Raw genomic sequence first — 17,129 nt, forward strand, 5'->3', positions numbered from 1 at the left:
CTACGATGGCCGTGCCCGGTAGACAGTACCCGCGCGCTTCCGCCAATCCCCAATCCCGACTCCCGAATCCCGTTTCACTCCAGCAACCGCGCCCAACGCTGCATGCCTTCGACCCGCGCCAGCACCATCTTGATGCACACCAGCAGCGGCACCGCCAGCAGCAGGCCGATCATGCCCCACAGCCAGCCGAACAGCATCAGCGCCAGGATCAGCATCAGCGGCGAGATCGCCATGCGCCGGCCGAGCACGATCGGCGTCACCACCTGGCCTTCCAGGGTATGCAGCGCCAGGTACAGGATCGCCGGCAGCGCCGCGCTCAGCGGTTCGCGGAAGGCGACGAAGCCCATCAGCAGCATCAGCACCGCGCCGATCAGCGGCCCCACGTAGGGCGCGAAGTTCAGCAGCGCCACCACCGTGCCCCACAGCAGCGCTTCCTGCGGCGGAATGCCCAGCAGGATCAAAATGCCGGCAAAGATCAGGCCGACCAGCGTATTGATCACGGTGATGGTCAGGACGTAGCGCGAGACCTCGCGTTCGATCGAGCGCAGGATCTCGGTAGTGAATTTCTGTTGCTGGCGGCTGGGCAGCAGCGCGATCGCATGGCGCTGCAGGTTCTCGCCGAACACCATGAAGAAGAACGTCAGCAACACCACCGCCAGCGCGGAGGCGGCCACCCGCGGGGTCCGCACCAGCGCCTTGTACGGGTCGTCCATCTGCGTGCGGATCACCTGCACGCGGCGTCCGCTCTCGCCGCCGGCGGCGCGGGCGAAGTTCTCCGCGGCCTGGTTGGCCTGCTGCATCGGCTTGGTCAAGTCGCGCACCTGGGTGGCGAGGTGGCGCAGCTGCGCCGGCGCCTGCTGCGCCCACTCGGCGGCGGGGCCGGCCAGTTGCACGGTCAGCGTCGTCGCCACCGCCATGCCCGACAGCAGCACCAGCAGCGCGGCCAGGAAGCGCGGCAGGTACAGCCGTTGCAGCATGCGCAGGATCGGGTTGCCGACCAGGGCGAAGAAGGCGGCGAGCAGGATCGGCAGGATCACGTCCTGCGCGGCCCACAGGGTGTAGCAGACTGCCAGGGTGGCCAGCACCACCAGCGAGACTGGTCCGCGCGGGCGCGGAGCGGGCGGCGGCGGCAGGGGGCCGTGCGGGGCGTCGTCGGCGACGACCGCGGGATCGGGAACTGTGCTCATCGGACCTGCGATGCAGTGGCCGCGGCGCGCGCCGCAGTGCACGCGCCGAACGGCGTCGAAAAGGAAGCGAAGTGTAGGCCGGATCGTGGCCGGCGCGATATCAAGGCGGCGTGGCCGCCGCGTGCGCGCGGCGTGGCCGCCCAGGCCAGCCACGCCGATCCCAGGAACGTCAGTCCTTGCCCTGGCGCTCGGACAGGTCGGTGGCCGCTTCGGCCGCGGCGGGTTGCCCGGGGCGCGAGGCCATCGGCGGCCGCGGCGGCTGCGGGCGGACAGCGGATGGGGGAACGGGTGCAACGGGAGGCGGGGCCTGGGTGGCGGCATCCACGGCCGCATCCTGTGCGGTGTCCGCCGCTTCCTCGGCATCGTCGGAGGCGCGCTCGGCGTCATCGGACGCGCTCTTGGCGGTGGTGGCGTTGATCAGGCTGGAGAGCGCGCTGAGCATCTGCAGCCAGCGCGCGCCGCCGAGCTTGCCGATCACCGCCGCCGGTTCGGCGCGGCCGACCAGGAAGCCGGTGCTGAGGCCGACGATCACGATCCGCCACGGCGTCCAGCCTTCGCGCCAGACCTGCTGCAGGGTCGTCCAGTGCGTGCGCACCTGCTCCTGGCGTCCTTCCAGCAACGCTTCGGCGCGGGCGATGCGGTGCTGCAATTGCCGCAGGGTCATGGCGTGGCCTCGCGCTTGGCGACATCCTCGTCGCCGTCCTCGTCGTCGCCGCCGATGCCCAGCTTGGCCAACTGGCGGCGGGTGGCGTCGAGCTTGCTCATGTCGAAGTAGCGCAGCGCCTGCCAGGCGCCGAGCGCGGTGACCACCAGGCTGAAGGCCGCAGTCGCCGAGATCGACGCCAGCCACGACCAGCCCATGCGCTGCAGCAGGGCGATCATCGCGCCCATCAGCAGCATCCACGCCGACGCGCCGAACGCCACCGACACGGTCAGCCACACCAGCGCCCGCGCCAGGGCGGCACGGGCCAGGGCGAAGTCCGCGGCCACCAGCTTGCGCAGCGCGCGGCCGGTGTCCAGGGTGGCATTGAGTCCTTCGCGCCCGGCCGTGCCGAGCGCGCGGAAGGATTCCTCCAGCGACGGTGCGGCCGCGGTGTCTGCCGCGGCGCCGTCGGTGCGGGCCTGCTCCTCGCTCACGCGCGGCTTACTTGTCGCCGCCGCTGCGCGCCAGCTTGGCGATGATCCAGCCGGTGGCGAAGGCCACGCCGAACGAGGCCAGCGGACGCTCGCGGATCAGTTCGGCCGCGCTGTCGATCAGGTCGCGGCCCTTGTCCAGCAGCACGTCCACCTGCTCCTTCGCCGCCGCGCCGCCGAACTCGGCCGCCGCCAACCCGGACAGCGCGCTGTCGGACAGTTCGGCCTTGACGTTGGCCTTGCCCAGCTTCAGTTCTTCGCCGGCGGCACCGGCAGCGCCCTTGATCGCGTCGCCGGCATAGCTGGCCGCGGACTTCAGGTGCGCGCCGGCTTCGCTCAGGTTGTCCTTGAGGTTCTCGGTATTGGTCGGGCTGGCATTCATGGGCATGTCTCCTCTGGGGTTTGGGGGCCTGCCGTCCGCCATCGCGGACGCTGCGCAGAACGGGGCGACACCAATACCATCGGCGGGGTGTACGGGGTGTTAGCTCGTCGCCGCAGGCAGTGCGCCATAGTGTCGGCGCTCGCCCGCGATCGGCCAAGTCCCGGAGGAACCGCAATGCACGCGTACGGCAACCGGAGCGGCCATGCCGGGGTGGTCGCCTACGACAGCGGCCCGGACTGGATCGTGCTGCGCTTCGCCGACGGCGCCACCTACCGCTACGACCGCCAGCATCCTGGCCTGCTCCAGGTCATGGAGATGCAGCGCCTGGCCGCCGCCGGGCGCGGTCTCACCACCTACTTGAACCAGCACGTGCGCGACGATTACGCCGCGCGCCTGGACTGAGCGTGCCGGCTCACTGCATGACCAGGTCGGCCTGCGCGCCGCCACGCACCACGCGCAGCACCAGTTGCGCCGGCTTGCGCGCGAAGTTGGCGCGGTAGCTGGCCAGGTCGGCGAACTCGCCGACCGAGGCGGCCACCACGATGTCGCCGCTGGCCAGGCCGTTGCGCGCCGCACGGCTGCCGCGCGCCACGTTGCCGATCAGCACGCCGGAGATGCCGGACTGGCGCAGCGATTCGGGCAGGTCGGCGAAGGTGGCGCCGCTCAGCCGCGGATCCAGCGACTCGCCGCTGATCGCGCGCGGCTGTTCCTTGAGCGTGGCCTTGAGCTGCAGCGGCTTGCCGTCGCGGCGCACGTCCAGGGTGACCGTGCTGCCCACCGGCTGCAGGCCCTCGTAGTTGTGCAGCGCCTCGGCACTGTCCAGGCGCTCGCCGTTGGCGCCGGTGATCACGTCGCCCGGCTGCAGCCCGGCGGCCGCGGCCGCCGAGCCGGCCAGCACCCGCGTCACCAGCGCCCCGCGCGGCGCCGACAGGCCCAGGCCCTGCGCCATCTGCGAGGTCAGGTTCTGCGTCTCGATGCCGAAGGTGCCGCGGATCATCACCCCGTTGTTCTTGATCAACTGGTCGACCACTGCGCGCGCCAGGTTCGACGGGATCGCCAGGCCCAGGCCGATGTTGCCGGCCATGCTGCCCTGCGGGTTGAAGCTGGCGGTGTTGATGCCGACCAGTTCGCCGCGCAGGTCCACCAGTGCGCCGCCGGAGTTGCCGGGGTTGATCGAGGCGTCGGTCTGGATGAAGTTCTGGTAGCCCAGGCCGCGGATGCCGTTGCGGCCCATCGCCGAGACGATGCCGGAGGTGACGGTCTGGGTGAAGCCGAACGGGTTACCGATGGCCGCGACGAAATCGCCCACGCGCAGCTTGTCGCTGTCGCCCAGGCGGATCTCGGTGAGGTTGTCGGCCTTGATCCGGATCAGCGCGATGTCGGTGTCCGCGTCCGAGCCCATGAACTCGGCCTTGAAGCTGCGCCCGTCGGCCAGGGTCACCTGCACGTCGTCGGCGTTCTCCACCACGTGGTGGTTGGTCAGCACGTAGCCGTTCTTCGCGTCGATGATCACACCCGAACCCAGCGATTCGTTGATGCGTTCCTGCGGGATGTCCGGGAACAGGCGGCGCAGGATCGGGTCGTTGAAGAACGGATTGCGCACCCGCACGACTTGCTTGGTGTTGATGCTCACCACCGCCGGCATCACCTTCTGCAGCATCGGCGCCAGCGACGGCAGCGGCTCGCCGGCCACCGCGGACGGCAGGCGCGCGGCCCCGGACAGCGGCGGGGCCGCGACCGGCGCGGCCTCGGCGCGGTTGTCCAGTTGCGCATTGATGGCGGTGGCGGCGAAACCGCCGAAGGCAGCGGCGGCGGTCAGGGTCAGCAGCGTGGGCAGCGGTCGCATGGGGTCGGTTTCCGGGGAACGCGGGAGACGTGGGGCAGATGGGCGCGCGTGCGCGTAAATCAAGATGAACGCGCGGCGTTTAACCGCCAGTGAAAGCGTTCCGACGCCGCCTGCGCAAGGCCGCCACGGCACCCCGCGTGCACACCCGCTCGACGGCACGTGATCGGCGCGCGACGACGTTGACAGTCGGCCTGCCCGGCGTTAGCGTTCACGCTTGCATTAGCCACTACATGTAGCGGTATCGATTCGGTACGGCACTAGAACTAGGGTTTTCTTCACCAGGACTTCACATCCAGGGGCGCGCTCGGCGTTGCATCACGGGACGGTGACAATGGACGTCGCGGATTCGGGGAATTTCGGTCGGTCGAGGGCAGGCGCCGCGTGCGCTGCCGCGGCCGTCGCTGCCGTGCAGCGCAAGTGCGATATAGACAAGACACACGGCGGATGACCACCCATCCGCCCCATCGGGACAGGTTCGAGGAGAACACAGCAGAATGAGTACGGTGCGCCTGGAAGTCGTCCAGACCGGATCCAAGCACGACCCCATCCCGATGCAGCCGGCGTCGCAGGACATCTGGGACAAGAAGTATCGGCTCAAGACCAAGCAGGGCGATCCGCTGGATGCCGACATCGACGGCACCTACCTGCGCGTGGCCCGCGCGCTGGCCGATGCCGAGGTCGGCGAGGAGCAGCGCGCCCACTGGTTCGAGCGCTTCGCCTGGGCGCTGCGCCGCGGCGCGATCCCGGCCGGGCGCATCACCTCCAATGCCGGCGCGCAGGAACACAAGCCGGCCACCAGCACCATCAACTGCACCGTGTCGGGCACCATCACCGACTCGATGGACGGCATCCTGGAGAAGGTCCACGAGGCCGGGCTGACCCTCAAGGCCGGCTGCGGCATCGGCTACGAGTTCAGCACGCTGCGCCCGCGCGGCGCGTTCGTGGCCGGCGCCGGCGCCTACACCTCCGGGCCGATGTCGTTCATGGATATCTTCGACAAGATGTGCTTCACCGTGTCCTCGGCCGGCGGCCGCCGCGGCGCGCAGATGGGCACCTTCGACGTGTCCCACCCGGACGTGAAGGACTTCATCCGCGCCAAGCGCGAGGACGGGCGCCTGCGCCAGTTCAACCTGTCGCTGCTCATCACCGATGGTTTCATGCAGGCGGTGGAGCAGGACGCCGACTGGCCGCTGGTGTTCCCGGTGAACCGCAAGGAAGAGGCCGACGTCGACCTGGCCGACGCCAGCGCCGTGGTCTGGCGCGACTGGCCCACCCACAAGGACTACATCGTGCGCGACGACGGCCTGGTCGCGTGCAAGGTGTACGGGCACATCCGCGCCCGCCACCTGTGGGACATGATCATGGTCTCCACCTACGACTACGCCGAGCCGGGTTTCATCCTGATCGACCGCGTCAACGAAATGAACAACAACTGGTGGTGCGAGAACATCCGCGCGACCAATCCTTGCGTGACCGCCGACACCTGGGTGCAGACCGCCGAGGGGCCGCGTCAGGTCGCCGATCTGCTGGGCACGCCGTTCCTGGCGCGGGTCGATGGCGGCGACCATGCCTCCGGTGCGGAGGGTTTCTTCAAGACCGCGCACAAGCAGGTGGTGCGACTGCAGACGCAGGAAGGTTACGCGCTGCGTCTGACCGCAGACCACCGCGTGCGGCGCGTGGTGCGGCAGACCCGCTGGTCGCTGGACACCCAATGGTGCCAGGCGGACCAACTGGTCGCAGGCGACCGGGTGCTGCTCAACAATCACCGTGCCGGTGCGGAGTGGGGCGGCGCACGCAGCTATGAGGAAGGTGTCCTCCTCGGCATGCTGGTGGGCGACGGCACGCTCAAGCAGGACGCCGCCGTGTTGTCTGTCTGGTCGCAGGCCGCTGCCGTCAATGCGGCGCCGCTGGCACCGGTGGCGCTGATGGACGAAGCCCTGCGCTGCACGCGCAGCCTGCCGCACCGTGCCGACTTCGCCGGCTGGAGCGAGGTGCGCGACCGTGGCGAGTACCGCCTGAAGTCGGCCGCCTTGCGCGATCTGGCCCTGGAGCTGGGCCTGCGTCCGGGCGACAAGGCGATCACCCCGGCCGTCGAGAAGACCTCCAGCGATTTCCATCGCGGCTTCCTGCGCGGCCTGTTCGACACCGACGGCTCGGTGCAGGGCAGCCAGGAGAAGGGCGTCAGCGTGCGCCTGGCACAGTCCGACCTGGCGCGGCTTGAGGCAGCGCAGCGCATGCTGTTGCGGCTGGGCATCGCCTCGCAGATCTACCGCGACCGGCGCCCCGCCGGCACGGCGTTGCTGCCCGACGGGCACGGCGGCACGCGTGCCTACGTCACCAAGGCGCAGCACGAACTGGTCGTCAGCGGCGACAACCTCGATGCCTTCGCCCAGCGGGTGGGCTTTGCCGACACCGCCAAGGCCAACCGCCTCAAGGCGCTGCTGTCCGGCTACCGTCGCCAGTTGAACCGCGAGCGTTTCGTGGCGACCGTGCAGTCGGTGGCCGCCGATGGCATCGAAGACGTCTACGACGTGCAGGTCCCCGGCATCAACACCTTCGACGGCAACGGCCTGCACGCCCACAATTGCGGCGAGCAGCCGCTGCCGCCCTACGGCGCCTGCCTGCTCGGCTCGATCAACCTCACCACCTTCGTGCGCGAGCCGTTCACCGAGCGCGCCCGCTTCGACTGGGAGGAATACAAGGAAGTGGTGCGGGTGTTCACCCGCATGCTCGACAACGTGGTCGAGGTCAACGGCCTGCCGCTGCAGCAGCAGCGCGACGAGATCATGCGCAAGCGCCGCCACGGCATGGGCTTCCTCGGCCTGGGCTCGACCATGACCATGCTGCGCATGAAGTACGGCAGCGCCGAGTCGTGCGAGTTCACCGAGTCCATCGCCCGCGAGATGGCCGTGGCCGGCTGGGAGACCGCGCTGTCGCTGGCCAAGGAGAAGGGCCCGGCGCCGATCATGCAGGAGACCTTCGAGGTCACCGCGGCGATGCTGCGGCAGCGCCCGGAGATGGTCCGCGACGGTTGGCGCGTCGGTGAGCGCATCGAGGGCCGGCTGCTGCACGCCAAGTACAGCCGCTACATGCAGCGCATCGCCGAAGTGGCGCCGGCACTGGTCGAGGAACTGGCCGAGGTGGGCGCGCGCTTCACCCACCACAGCTCCATCGCCCCCACCGGCACCATTTCGCTGAGCCTGGCCAACAACGCCTCCAACGGCATCGAACCGAGCTTCGCCCACCACTACAGCCGCAACGTGATCCGCGAGGGCAAGAAGAGCAAGGAGAAGGTGGACGTGTTCTCCTTCGAGCTGCTGGCCTACCGCCACCTGGTCAACGCCAAGGCGATGCCGTTCGCCGAGGACGCCGCCGCGCGCCTGCCGGACTACTTCATCGCCGCCGACGACATCCACCCCAAGGAACATGTGGACGTGCAGGCCGCCGCGCAGAAGTGGGTGGACAGCTCCATCTCCAAGACCGCCAACGTCCCCACCGACTATCCCTACGAGCAGTTCAAGGACATCTACCGCTACGCCCACCAGCAGGGGCTGAAGGGCTGCACCACGTTCCGCTTCAACCCGGCCGCCTTCCAGGGCGTGTTGGTGAAGGAGGCGGACCTGGAGAACACCACCTACCGCTTCGAGCTGGAAGACGGCAGCGTGGTCGAGGTCAAGGGCAACGAACAGATCGAATACGACGGCGAGATGCACACCGCCGCCAACCTGTTCGATGCGCTGAAAGAAGGGTATTACGGCAAGTTCTGACGCCGTCCCGTCTCCCCTTCGCGCCGGCGGAGGGGAGGGCGGCGGTGGAGGCCCTGGAGCGCGGCGCGCCGCGCTTCCCCAACGCTTCCCCACCGTCTCCCGTGTGTCGCCGTTTCCGGCTCCCCGCTTCGCTGCAATCGGTATAGCATCGCCCGCGTGACATAAACACTGACACCCTGAGGAGGGTTTTATGAGCAATGGGAATGGCGTCACGGCGACGCTGACGCAGGTCGCCGAGAACGTGAAAGAAACCGCCACCAACGTCGGCGAGACCATCGCCGCCACCGCCAGCGAGGCCGTCGCCACGGTCAAGCAGACCGCCGAGACCGTGCAGAAGCGCGTGCAGGACCAGGTCGCCAAGACCCGCAAGGCGGTGAAGAAGGCCGAGAAGGCCGTCGCCAAGCGCGCCGAGAAGGCCGGAAAGGCCGTCAAGAAGACCGTCGCTAGCGCGCGCAAGAAGCTGGAAGCGGCCAAGGCCAGCGCCCAGGCCGAAGCGGCCGCGCTGACCAAGGGCGGCAAGAAGACCGCCAAGAAGGCGGCTGCGAAGAAGGCGCCGGCGAAGAAGGCTGCTGCCAAGAAGGCCGTTGCGAAGAAGGCTCCCGCCAAGAAAGTGACCGCCAAGAAGGCCGCGCCGAAGAAGGCGGTCAAGAAGGTCGCCGCCAAGAAGGCCGTTGCCAAGAAGGCAGTGAAGAAAGCGGCGAAGAAGGTTGCAGCGAAGAAGACCGTCGCCAAGAAAGCGGTGAAGAAGGTCGCCAAGGCGGTCAAGAAGAGCACCGCCAAGGTCGCCAAGAAGAGCGCCGCCGTGAAGAAGACCGCCGTGCGCAAGGCCGCCGGCAAGAAGGCCGCGGCCACCCGCGCCAAGAAGTAAGCCGTCCCGTCGCACCCTCTCTCCCGTGCGCGGGAGAGAGGCCGGGCCCACGCCCGTCCCGCTCCGCCTTCCAGGAACGCACGCCTCATGGCCATCAAGATCGACCAGAAAATCAAGGGCTACGCCGTCGTCACCCCCGAGGACAAGGCGCGCGACGCCGCCGCCGCGGTGCCCGCCTCGTCGATCGACCGTACCACCGCCGAGGCCGAAGCGCCGGCGGACAACATCATTCACATGCACGAACGCATCGAGCGCCCGGACGTGCTGATCGGCAGCACCTACAAGATCAAATCGCCGTTGGTGGAACACGCCATGTACGTGACCCTCAACGACATCGTGCTCAACGCCGGCACCGAGCACGAACTGCGCCGCCCGTTCGAAATCTTCGTCAACTCCAAGTCCATGGAGCACTTCCAGTGGATCGTGGCGCTGACCCGCATCATGTCCGCGGTGTTCCGCAAGGGCGGCGACGTCACCTTCCTGGTCGACGAGATGAAGGCCGTGTTCGACCCCAAGGGCGGCTACTTCAAGGCCGGCGGCGTGTACATGCCGTCGCTGGTCGCCGAACTGGGCAGCATCGTCGAAGAGCACATGAAGTCGATCGGCCTGCTGCACGACCCGGAAATGAGCGACCACCAGCGCGCGCTGATCGCCGAGAAGCGCAAGCAGTACGAAGAACGCTCAAAAAAAAACAGTGACGTGAGCAAGGCGGTTCCTTCTCCTGCGGGAGAAGGTGGCCGCAGGGCGGATGAGGGGGCAGTGTCCGCCGACTCCACCGCCGACCACGAAGAGGACATCGCCGTCACCGGCGATGGCGCGAGTTTCCCGCCGTCGGCCACGATGTGCCATAAGTGCAATACCAAGGCGCTCGTCATTATGGACGGGTGCGCGACTTGTTTGAATTGTGGGTATTCGAAGTGCGGGTGATCGGCCCGCAATGCCGCCAGGTTTGAACGCCTGGCGCGGCGATCTGCTAACGCTGCAAGTTGCTGAACTATGTCCTTCGAATGTGGGGATGGTCGACATACGACCAAGTTGGCGAGTTGTACCAGTTGCCAACATCGATGTCTCTTGTCGCACTTAGCCACTGGACGCCGTCATCCAGAGCATCCTGCGCCAGACTGTATTTCCCCATGGACAGGTCCTGCTCGAACTTTCGAAGAAAGTCATTCATCGAACGCGCTAATAGAAGGGCTACTCCCCATTCTTGATCTATAAATATGACTTGGCCATAGGTACCGTTCTCTTCAGGAGACAGGTCAACACAAAGGCGGCAATGGGAAAAGTCGCTTCCAATCACTAAGCGATCCTTTCCGAGTTTCAGCACAGGGCGGATTCCCTTATCCGCGAATTGGGCAGAAGCTCCTGCATCGTCGTTGCAGGAGCTTCTTTCGACCTCGAAAGTCACCGTTGCCACATCCATGAAAGAGAATCCTAGAGCGAAATTTGCTGTGGCATCAGGATTCAAGCCTGCACTTTCGCGATAGACTGCCACGAGATCCTCAGGCAATGGGCGCCCCAACGCTGATTTTAGTGCGTTGATCTCTAGTTCGTTGGCTGCCGGAAGTAGTGCCTTCTCCACTTCTGGTGCAATAACTCTCAAGTGATCGCGGATTCGCTCAAGCATTTCATTCGCCAGGTTAAATTCAATATCTACATCTTAATGCGGGACAAGTCTGCTTGCGCAGTAGAACTCCATCGGCACAACAAAAATGATGTGGTAACGCTGTAGTAGTCGGCGTTTCACGTTCAACCTTACGAGATCGCTGTCATGAATGCCATCATGCCTCCGCTGACATTCGCGCTGTTGGAGCAGAAGATCGAGGCTATGCCGGAAGGACCAGTCTCTGCGTTGTCGACGCCGCGCTGGATGCGTGTGCTCAATGCGGTGGGTTGGGTGGGTTCCATGCTCGCGCTGCTGCCTTCGCTGCTGTTGATTTGGCTCGCGCCGCAGCTGTGGATGGTGAGCCTATCGCGGGTGGGATTGGCGCTGACAGTCGCCCTTACACCTTATTTTATTCGCACGGTATGGCTGATCATTTACGAGTTCTCCAATTCTCGCCGGCAGTGGATCTTGCAGCACGATCATGATGTCGGCGAACTGCGTCAGCTAGTTCAGTGGTTGCTTTTGTATCCACGCGACGTGCTGGAGGACCAATTGCGTTACGCGAAGATGGCACAGGAACGTCTAGCTGCCAAGCTTGGTCTGTTTGTCGGAGGTATGGATAAGCTGGGGCTGCTACCTCTGTGCTTGTCGCTGCTCGTCGTCTTGCGCAACTGGCGCGATCTGCTGGCCTTGCCTGCGTGGTTGTCAGTTCTGGCGATGTTCGCGGCCATGCTATGGATGGTCAGCTGGTTGGGCGCTAATTTCCGTCTGCGTCTGCACCTATATGAGAGCGTGCTTGCTGCTGCGATCGCCAATACCGGCGCAGCCAAGGCGGACGTGCCAATTGAGACGGCATCGCCCACCTCGCCGCAGGAGCCACCCGAACCGCATCGCGTCACCAATCTCGACACCCTCGAAGCCCTGTACGGCCAACCAGCCGAGCGCGCGGTGCGCAAGCAACTCGACCATTTGAACGCCGACTACCAGGCGTTCGTGCGCGCATCGCCGTTCGTGGTGCTCGCCTCAGCCGGCACCGGAGGGCTGGACTGCTCGCCGCGTGGCGATGCGCTGGGGTTCGTGCAGGTGCTGGATGCGCGTACGCTGGCGTTGCCGGATCGCCCGGGCAACAACCGCGTCGATACTCTACGCAATCTGCTGCAGGATCCGCGGTTGTCGCTGTTGTTCCTGATTCCCGGCATCGGTGAAACCTTGCGCGTGAACGGCCGTGCCGAGATCCGCGTCGATCCGGACCTGCTGGCGCGGTTCGCGGTCGGCGAGCGCTTGCCGCGCAGCGTGATCGTGGTGCACATCGAGGCGGCCTACTTCCATTGCGCCAAGGCGATCGTGCGCTCGCAGCTGTGGGACCCGACACGGCACCTGCCGCGCGATCGCCTGCCCAGCCCCGGCACCATGCACGCGCATCTGGCCGACGGCGCGTTCGACGGCGAGGCCTACGACCGGGAATTGCCGCAGCGCACCCGGGACGCGCTGTACTAGCTTGACTGGATTGGTATGCGCGCAGCACCGCGCGCATCACGCCGCGCCGGGTTGAACTGCACGCCGTCGCGTGACGCCGCCACCGATGTCCCTGGTCATGCCACCCTGCTACGGTGCGCCCCTGGTGGAAAGCGGCGGCGACGCCGTTCCGGCGCGCAGCGAACGACAGGGGAGTGTGGATGCGGGAACGTGGGGAACCCTCAGGCGGTTGGGGCGAGTTGCTGCTGGTGATGGCAGTGGCATTCGGGTTGCCGATCTATTGGAGTGCGCTGGCGGTGCTGGCGCCGGTGGTGGAGCCGTCGTTTTCCGACGCGAACCTGTGGGGCATGGTGTTCTACGAGCTGCTGGTGCTGACGTTGTTGCTGCCGACGCTGTGGTTCCGCGGCTGGACGCGGCAGGCGCTGGGGCTGCAGTGGCAGGCGCGCGACATCGGTGTGGGCCTGGCGCTGTTGGCCGCCTGCCTGGTGGCGACCTATCCGTTGAATCTGTTGAACGACAGCGTGGCGGCCGAGGTGAATCCGTCGATGGACGCGATGGTGGCCGGGCCGCTGTCGGCGGGCGTGGTGGTGCTGGTCTCGCTGCTCAATCCGATCTTCGAGGAAGTGTTCGTCTGCGCCTACGTGATCCGCGCGCTGGAGCGGCGGCACAGCCTGGCGTTCGCGGTGAACGTGAGCGTGGCGATCCGCGCGTCGTACCACCTCTATCAGGGGCCGGTCGGCACCATCGCCATCGTGGTGATAGGGCTGATCCTGGGCTGGTGGGTGGCGCGCACCGGGCGGCTGTGGCCGGCGATCGTGGCGCATGCCGCGCTGGATTTGCTGGGATTGATGGTCTACGTCTGATGCGCTGGGCGCGCGCGCCGGCAGGGGGGCGTGCACCGGGCTGATCGCAGTGTCGGCATGCGCGAGCCCGGCCGCCCATTCCATCGACGACACGGCGTCGGCCACCATGCCTGATCACTCCAGCGCCGGTGGTCGCCCGCCCGTTGGCTGGATTCGCGGCGGCGGACTCACCGAAGCGGTCGCTGGCGTAGACAGCTACATTCCTGAACACGTCGGCGCTTTCGCCGCTGTACGCCACGGCTTACAGTCGAATGACAAGGACGTGTCGCCCGCTGGACAAACGGGGGAAGGTCCGGGGTTCCCGCTGCTCGATCACGTCGGTCACGGCGCAGCGCCGTGTGCGGCGCGCGCCGCGCGGGTCGCAACGCTTTCAGGGGAGAAGCGGGATGGCGTCGACCGAGGATCTGCCAGAGCCTCATCCGTTGTTCGAGCTGCTGTCGGGCGAGATCAGCGACCGCGAACTGCGCCGCTGCCTGCGCGTGGTGCGCCTGCACCTGGGCATGGACGTGGCGTTCCTGTCGCGCTTCCGGGAAACCGACCGCGTGCTGGATCACGTGGACGGGCCGCCCGACGGGCCGATCCACGAAGGCCAGATCCTGCCGTTCGCCGACGGCTACTGCATGGGCGTGGTCCGCGGCGAGTTGCCGCAGCTCATTCCGGATACCTCATTGGTGCCGGCGGCGCAGTGCATCCCGGCGACGTGGCAGATCCCGATCGGCGCGCACATGAGCGTGCCGATCCAGGTGAACGGCCGGATCTACGGCACGCTGTGCTGTTTCAGCTTCCTGCCCAGGCACGACCTGGGCGAGCGCGACATCGGCATGCTGCGTGCGTTCGCCGAGATCTTCGCGCTGCGCCTGCACGAGGTGGAGGCGCACAAGCTGGAACGGCAGGCGATGATCGACGAGATCGACGGCGCGCTGGCGGCGGGTGCGCCGCGCATCGTGTTCCAGCCGGTGTTCGCGCTGCAGGGGCTGCGCCTGCATGGGTTCGAGTGCCTGTCGCGTTTCGACGTCGTGCCGCAGCGCGGGCCTGCGCAGTGGTTCCAGCAGGCCGAACTGGCCGGTGTCGGCATTCGCCTGGAGCTACACGTGCTGGCCAAGGCGCTGGCGTATCTGCGGCGCTTCCCGCCGCAGTACCGGCTCAGCGTGAACATGTCGCCGGAACTGATCATGTCCGGGTCCCTGGCGGGGCTGCTCGGCGACGACACCGAGGTGACGCGCCTGATCCTGGAGATCACCGAGCACGCCATCGTGCGCAACTACCAGGCGCTGGCGCAGGCGCTGGCGCCGCTGCGCGAGCGCGGCGCGCAGGTGGCGGTGGACGATGCCGGTGCCGGCTACGCCAGCATGCGCCACATCCTGCAGTTGCAGCCGGACGTCATCAAGCTCGACATGAGCATCACCCAGTGCATCCATTCCGACCGCAGCCGCCGCGCGCTGGCCAAGGGGCTGACCAACTTCGCCCACGAGATCGGCACGCGGGTGGTGGCTGAAGGTGTGGAGACGGCGCAGGAACTGGACGCGCTGCGCGAGCTGCAGGTCGACCTGGTGCAGGGGTATTTCCTGTCACGGCCGCTGTCGGAGGATGCGGCGCTCGCCCTGGCGCTGTCCGACGCCGGCTGAGCCGCGGGGCATCGTTGCAGGCGCGGCGCGATCGATGGACGGCTTGGCCGATGCAGGCCTGCGGCCGATCACGCGGCGTCCTCTACCACGGCACCACGCGGCCCAGGTAATCCAGGTAGTGCAGGCCGCCGCGGCCATGGGCGGCATCGATGGTGTCGAGCAGCGGCGGGATGCTGTCGTCGATGGACAGGCGCGCCTGCGGCCCGCCCATGTCGGTGCGCACCCAGCCGGGCGGCTCGGACTTGATCGCATTGGTGCCGGCCTCGTTCATGGCGGCGCAGCCCGACACGCTGCGCGAGTCTGCTTGCACGTTCGCGCTGCCGGTGGTCACCGAGCCCATCACCGTATCGATGTTGTGGCATCCGCGCCTGGAGCACGATGCGGCGCACCGATGGCTCCGCGCCTGTTTCTGTCCGAGTTCCGCTCGCGCGTGCCGCTGCGCTGAGTCGCACAGGCCGTTGCTGTCGGGATGCGACATCGGCACTGGTCCGTCGCCGCGGCGATGCCGCACACTTGCCGGCTCAGATCGAAGGCAGGAACAGGCGATGGCACGGCGATACGGATGGAGCGCGATGCTGGTGGGGCTGGTGGCGTTCGCCGCGGCGGCGGCCGGCCCCGCACCCGGCGAATACAGCACCAAGGAAGGCTGGGGCAGCATGCGGGTCACCGACAAGGGCGGCGCGCGCCAGTTCGACCTGTTGTCGGTCGGCGCCAACGGCCACACCTGCTCGCTGTCGGGCACGCTGCAGGGCGACAAGGCGGAGGTGAACGATGCCGGCGACGTGCCGTGCAAGCTGGCGTTCAAGCCGGTGCCGGGCGGGTTCAACGTGGCCGCGCTGACCGAGGAAAGCTGCCGCGACTATTGCGGCATGCGCGCCAGCTTCGAGGGCGACTACCTGCAGTTGCCGGCCGGCTGCACCGCCGCGGCCAGCAGCCGGCGGCGCGAGGCGTATCTGCAGGACTATCGCGGCAAGCGCTACGACAAGGCGCTTGCCGGCATGCAGGCGTTCGCAGGCGAGTGTGGCGGCTTCCTCAACTGGCTCGATCGCGACCGCTTCGCCAACGACCGCGCCATCACGTTGCTGCGCCTGGGCCGGCCGCAGGAATGCCTGGCGACGCTGGACGGCACCATGGCCGGCCGCAGCCGCGATGAGGCCTCGTTCCAGGCGGAACTGGAAAAGCAGAGCACCATGCTGCCGCCCAGCGACTGGGACGCCTACCTGCCGATCGCCAAGTCCACCTGGTTCAACCGCAAGCTGTGCGAGGCGGCCAGGCGCTGACAGACGCTGTGTCGGTACGGCGCGCGGATGGCCGCTGCACCGGGTGCCGTCCGCCGCTGCGAGACGCGGCACGGTGGCCATGAATGTGCTGCGGTTGGCGTGTGACGCGAGAGACGCCCAGGCCCCTGGCGCCGTTCCATGGCCCGCTGGTCGCCGGGGCGGCGTGGCGTCGCCGGTTGCCGTGGCCGCGGGCGACTGCGCATACTTCCGGCGACCAATGGCGCGTTGGACGCCCTGGAGCAAGGATGATCGATCGAATGCGACGCCTGTTGTCCCGCACCTCGCCACGCGGGGCCGATACCGCCCACGAGGCTGCAGGGCCGGAGCCCGCGCCCGAGGCGCAACCGCGCCATGCACTGCAGCAGCTGTTGCTGCAGGTGCTGCAGCGCGAGGGGCATGCGGCGACCCTGCACGACGAGGTGGTCGTGCTCGGCAACGGCCTGCAACTGCTCACCGAACTGGTGGATCTGGCCGAGCTGCGCAAGGGCGTGCGCACGGCCAGCTGCATTCGCGTGCATCACCGCAGCCTGTTCCCCGACGGGATCGTCGAGTTCCAGCATTCCATCGGCGAGGACACCGACGCGAGCCTGGCTTCGGGCTTCACAACCTGGGCGCGCACCGATCTGGTGGCGCTGTCGGAGGCGGTGGCCGCGCCGGCCGATGCGCGCTGCATGACGTTGCAGATGGAGTTCCCCGCCTCGGCCACGACCGAGTCGGCGCTGCGGCGCACGGTGGTGCTGGGGCCGGTGGCGCACATGAATGGCGACGCCGCGCGGGCCGCGGCGGGCGAGGACACCGAACACGCGTTCTGCCCGTGCTGCCTGTTCACCAACAGCCTGGACGCCTTGATGCCGTTGCTGCAGCGGGATCAGCGCATGCTCGGCATCCGCCTGTTCGCCTCGCGCGACGCCGACGGCGAGGTGGCGGCCGACTGCCGGGTCAATGGCGAGGACTTTCCCGACGGCGTGGCCTGCCTGCGCCGTTACGCCGAGAGTTGGCCAGCGCTGGGCGCCATGGAGTTCCGCAAGCAGTACGCGGTGGTGCGGCTGCCGGAGCCGGTGGCGCCGGACATCGCGCACTGACGCTTCATCGGGC

At 67.6% G+C, this 17,129-nt stretch carries 16 protein-coding genes; 9 read left to right on the top strand and 7 right to left on the bottom strand.

Translation table 11 applies throughout. The features are described 5' to 3' along the window. Positions 1-74: 74 nt before the first annotated feature. The 4 genes from RAB70_RS06035 to RAB70_RS06050 all read right to left on the bottom strand — a co-directional run bounded on the left by RAB70_RS06035 (position 75) and on the right by RAB70_RS06050 (position 2,703). Entirely contained in the window at positions 75-1,187 is a 1,113-nt protein-coding gene (locus RAB70_RS06035) for an AI-2E family transporter (RefSeq protein ID WP_017910745.1), read from the bottom strand. A 169-nt stretch (positions 1,188-1,356) separates the two neighbouring features. Next, positions 1,357-1,851 carry a hypothetical protein gene (locus RAB70_RS06040; protein WP_148829546.1) on the bottom strand — a complete coding sequence of 165 codons (495 nt, stop codon included), beginning with the start codon at positions 1,849-1,851 and terminating at the stop codon, positions 1,357-1,359. Then, entirely contained in the window at positions 1,848-2,324 is a 477-nt protein-coding gene (locus tag RAB70_RS06045; RefSeq protein ID WP_148829547.1) for a phage holin family protein, read from the bottom strand. The genes RAB70_RS06040 and RAB70_RS06045 overlap by 4 nt, the downstream gene beginning before the upstream one ends. Positions 2,325-2,331: 7 nt before the next feature. Next, the gene (locus RAB70_RS06050; protein WP_010340149.1) at positions 2,332-2,703 is read right to left on the bottom strand and encodes a hypothetical protein; all 372 of its coding nucleotides are present in this window, start codon (positions 2,701-2,703) and stop codon (positions 2,332-2,334) included. Between the two features lie 174 nt (positions 2,704-2,877). On the opposite strand from RAB70_RS06050, the gene RAB70_RS06055 reads away from it, so the two are divergent. Beyond that, positions 2,878-3,105 (top strand): hypothetical protein, encoded by a 228-nt coding sequence (locus RAB70_RS06055; RefSeq protein ID WP_043094420.1) that lies wholly within the window; start codon positions 2,878-2,880, stop codon positions 3,103-3,105. A 10-nt stretch (positions 3,106-3,115) separates the two neighbouring features. Here the strand turns inward: RAB70_RS06055 and RAB70_RS06060 are convergent, their stop codons facing one another. Next, a complete protein-coding gene (locus tag RAB70_RS06060) occupies positions 3,116-4,549 on the bottom strand; it encodes a Do family serine endopeptidase (protein WP_148829548.1) in 1,434 nt (477 codons plus the stop codon). A gap of 494 nt (positions 4,550-5,043) precedes the next feature. Here RAB70_RS06060 and RAB70_RS06065 point away from each other — a divergent pair, with 494 nt between their 5' ends. The 3 genes from RAB70_RS06065 to RAB70_RS06075 all read left to right on the top strand — a co-directional run bounded on the left by RAB70_RS06065 (position 5,044) and on the right by RAB70_RS06075 (position 10,111). Then, positions 5,044-8,316, top strand: a complete 3,273-nt coding sequence (locus tag RAB70_RS06065; RefSeq protein ID WP_148829549.1) for an LAGLIDADG family homing endonuclease — start codon at positions 5,044-5,046, stop codon at positions 8,314-8,316. A 190-nt stretch (positions 8,317-8,506) separates the two neighbouring features. Beyond that, on the top strand, positions 8,507-9,184 hold the full coding sequence (locus RAB70_RS06070) for a hypothetical protein (protein WP_148829550.1): 678 nt from the start codon (positions 8,507-8,509) through the stop codon (positions 9,182-9,184). Positions 9,185-9,271: 87 nt separating this feature from the next. Then, positions 9,272-10,111, top strand: a complete 840-nt coding sequence (locus RAB70_RS06075) for an NrdJb (RefSeq protein ID WP_148829551.1) — start codon at positions 9,272-9,274, stop codon at positions 10,109-10,111. Between the two features lie 67 nt (positions 10,112-10,178). On the opposite strand, the gene RAB70_RS06080 is transcribed toward RAB70_RS06075, so the two are convergent. Further along, positions 10,179-10,811 carry an SMI1/KNR4 family protein gene (locus RAB70_RS06080; RefSeq protein ID WP_148829552.1) on the bottom strand — a complete coding sequence of 211 codons (633 nt, stop codon included), beginning with the start codon at positions 10,809-10,811 and terminating at the stop codon, positions 10,179-10,181. Positions 10,812-10,955: 144 nt separating this feature from the next. On the opposite strand from RAB70_RS06080, the gene RAB70_RS06085 reads away from it, so the two are divergent. The 3 genes from RAB70_RS06085 to RAB70_RS06095 all read left to right on the top strand — a co-directional run bounded on the left by RAB70_RS06085 (position 10,956) and on the right by RAB70_RS06095 (position 14,754). Then, a complete protein-coding gene (locus RAB70_RS06085; RefSeq protein WP_225851688.1) occupies positions 10,956-12,287 on the top strand; it encodes a pyridoxamine 5'-phosphate oxidase family protein in 1,332 nt (443 codons plus the stop codon). Positions 12,288-12,466: 179 nt separating this feature from the next. Continuing rightward, on the top strand, positions 12,467-13,129 hold the full coding sequence (locus RAB70_RS06090; protein WP_211352241.1) for a CPBP family intramembrane glutamic endopeptidase: 663 nt from the start codon (positions 12,467-12,469) through the stop codon (positions 13,127-13,129). Positions 13,130-13,515: 386 nt separating this feature from the next. Beyond that, positions 13,516-14,754 (top strand): EAL domain-containing protein, encoded by a 1,239-nt coding sequence (locus RAB70_RS06095; RefSeq protein ID WP_148829554.1) that lies wholly within the window; start codon positions 13,516-13,518, stop codon positions 14,752-14,754. Between the two features lie 82 nt (positions 14,755-14,836). On the opposite strand, the gene RAB70_RS06100 is transcribed toward RAB70_RS06095, so the two are convergent. Next, complete coding sequence (locus RAB70_RS06100; protein WP_225851689.1) at positions 14,837-15,094, bottom strand: hypothetical protein; 258 nt, start codon at positions 15,092-15,094, stop codon at positions 14,837-14,839. A 205-nt stretch (positions 15,095-15,299) separates the two neighbouring features. Between RAB70_RS06100 and RAB70_RS06105 the strand changes: the two genes are divergently transcribed. Continuing rightward, a complete protein-coding gene (locus RAB70_RS06105) occupies positions 15,300-16,034 on the top strand; it encodes a hypothetical protein (protein WP_192578970.1) in 735 nt (244 codons plus the stop codon). 257 nt (positions 16,035-16,291) lie between these two features. After that, a complete protein-coding gene (locus RAB70_RS06110) occupies positions 16,292-17,116 on the top strand; it encodes a DUF6348 family protein (protein ID WP_265531395.1) in 825 nt (274 codons plus the stop codon). The last annotated feature ends 13 nt before the right edge of the window (positions 17,117-17,129 follow it).

This window comes from Xanthomonas sontii (assembly GCF_040529055.1).
Taxonomy (GTDB): Bacteria; Pseudomonadota; Gammaproteobacteria; order Xanthomonadales; family Xanthomonadaceae; genus Xanthomonas_A; species Xanthomonas_A sontii.

Excerpts from the sequence above, each read along its gene's own strand:
- RAB70_RS06035 (WP_017910745.1), bottom strand. The coding sequence starts at position 1,187 with ATGAGCACAGTTCCCGATCCCGCGGTCGTCGCCGACGACGCCCCGCAC.
- RAB70_RS06040 (WP_148829546.1), bottom strand. The coding sequence starts at position 1,851 with ATGACCCTGCGGCAATTGCAGCACCGCATCGCCCGCGCCGAAGCGTTG.
- RAB70_RS06050 (WP_010340149.1), bottom strand. The coding sequence starts at position 2,703 with ATGAATGCCAGCCCGACCAATACCGAGAACCTCAAGGACAACCTGAGC.
- RAB70_RS06055 (WP_043094420.1), top strand. The coding sequence starts at position 2,878 with ATGCACGCGTACGGCAACCGGAGCGGCCATGCCGGGGTGGTCGCCTAC.
- RAB70_RS06060 (WP_148829548.1), bottom strand. The coding sequence starts at position 4,549 with ATGCGACCGCTGCCCACGCTGCTGACCCTGACCGCCGCCGCTGCCTTC.
- RAB70_RS06065 (WP_148829549.1), top strand. The coding sequence starts at position 5,044 with ATGAGTACGGTGCGCCTGGAAGTCGTCCAGACCGGATCCAAGCACGAC.
- RAB70_RS06070 (WP_148829550.1), top strand. The coding sequence starts at position 8,507 with ATGAGCAATGGGAATGGCGTCACGGCGACGCTGACGCAGGTCGCCGAG.
- RAB70_RS06075 (WP_148829551.1), top strand. The coding sequence starts at position 9,272 with ATGGCCATCAAGATCGACCAGAAAATCAAGGGCTACGCCGTCGTCACC.
- RAB70_RS06080 (WP_148829552.1), bottom strand. The coding sequence starts at position 10,811 with ATGCTTGAGCGAATCCGCGATCACTTGAGAGTTATTGCACCAGAAGTG.
- RAB70_RS06085 (WP_225851688.1), top strand. The coding sequence starts at position 10,956 with ATGAATGCCATCATGCCTCCGCTGACATTCGCGCTGTTGGAGCAGAAG.
- RAB70_RS06090 (WP_211352241.1), top strand. The coding sequence starts at position 12,467 with ATGCGGGAACGTGGGGAACCCTCAGGCGGTTGGGGCGAGTTGCTGCTG.
- RAB70_RS06095 (WP_148829554.1), top strand. The coding sequence starts at position 13,516 with ATGGCGTCGACCGAGGATCTGCCAGAGCCTCATCCGTTGTTCGAGCTG.
- RAB70_RS06100 (WP_225851689.1), bottom strand. The coding sequence starts at position 15,094 with ATGGGCTCGGTGACCACCGGCAGCGCGAACGTGCAAGCAGACTCGCGC.
- RAB70_RS06105 (WP_192578970.1), top strand. The coding sequence starts at position 15,300 with ATGGCACGGCGATACGGATGGAGCGCGATGCTGGTGGGGCTGGTGGCG.
- RAB70_RS06110 (WP_265531395.1), top strand. The coding sequence starts at position 16,292 with ATGCGACGCCTGTTGTCCCGCACCTCGCCACGCGGGGCCGATACCGCC.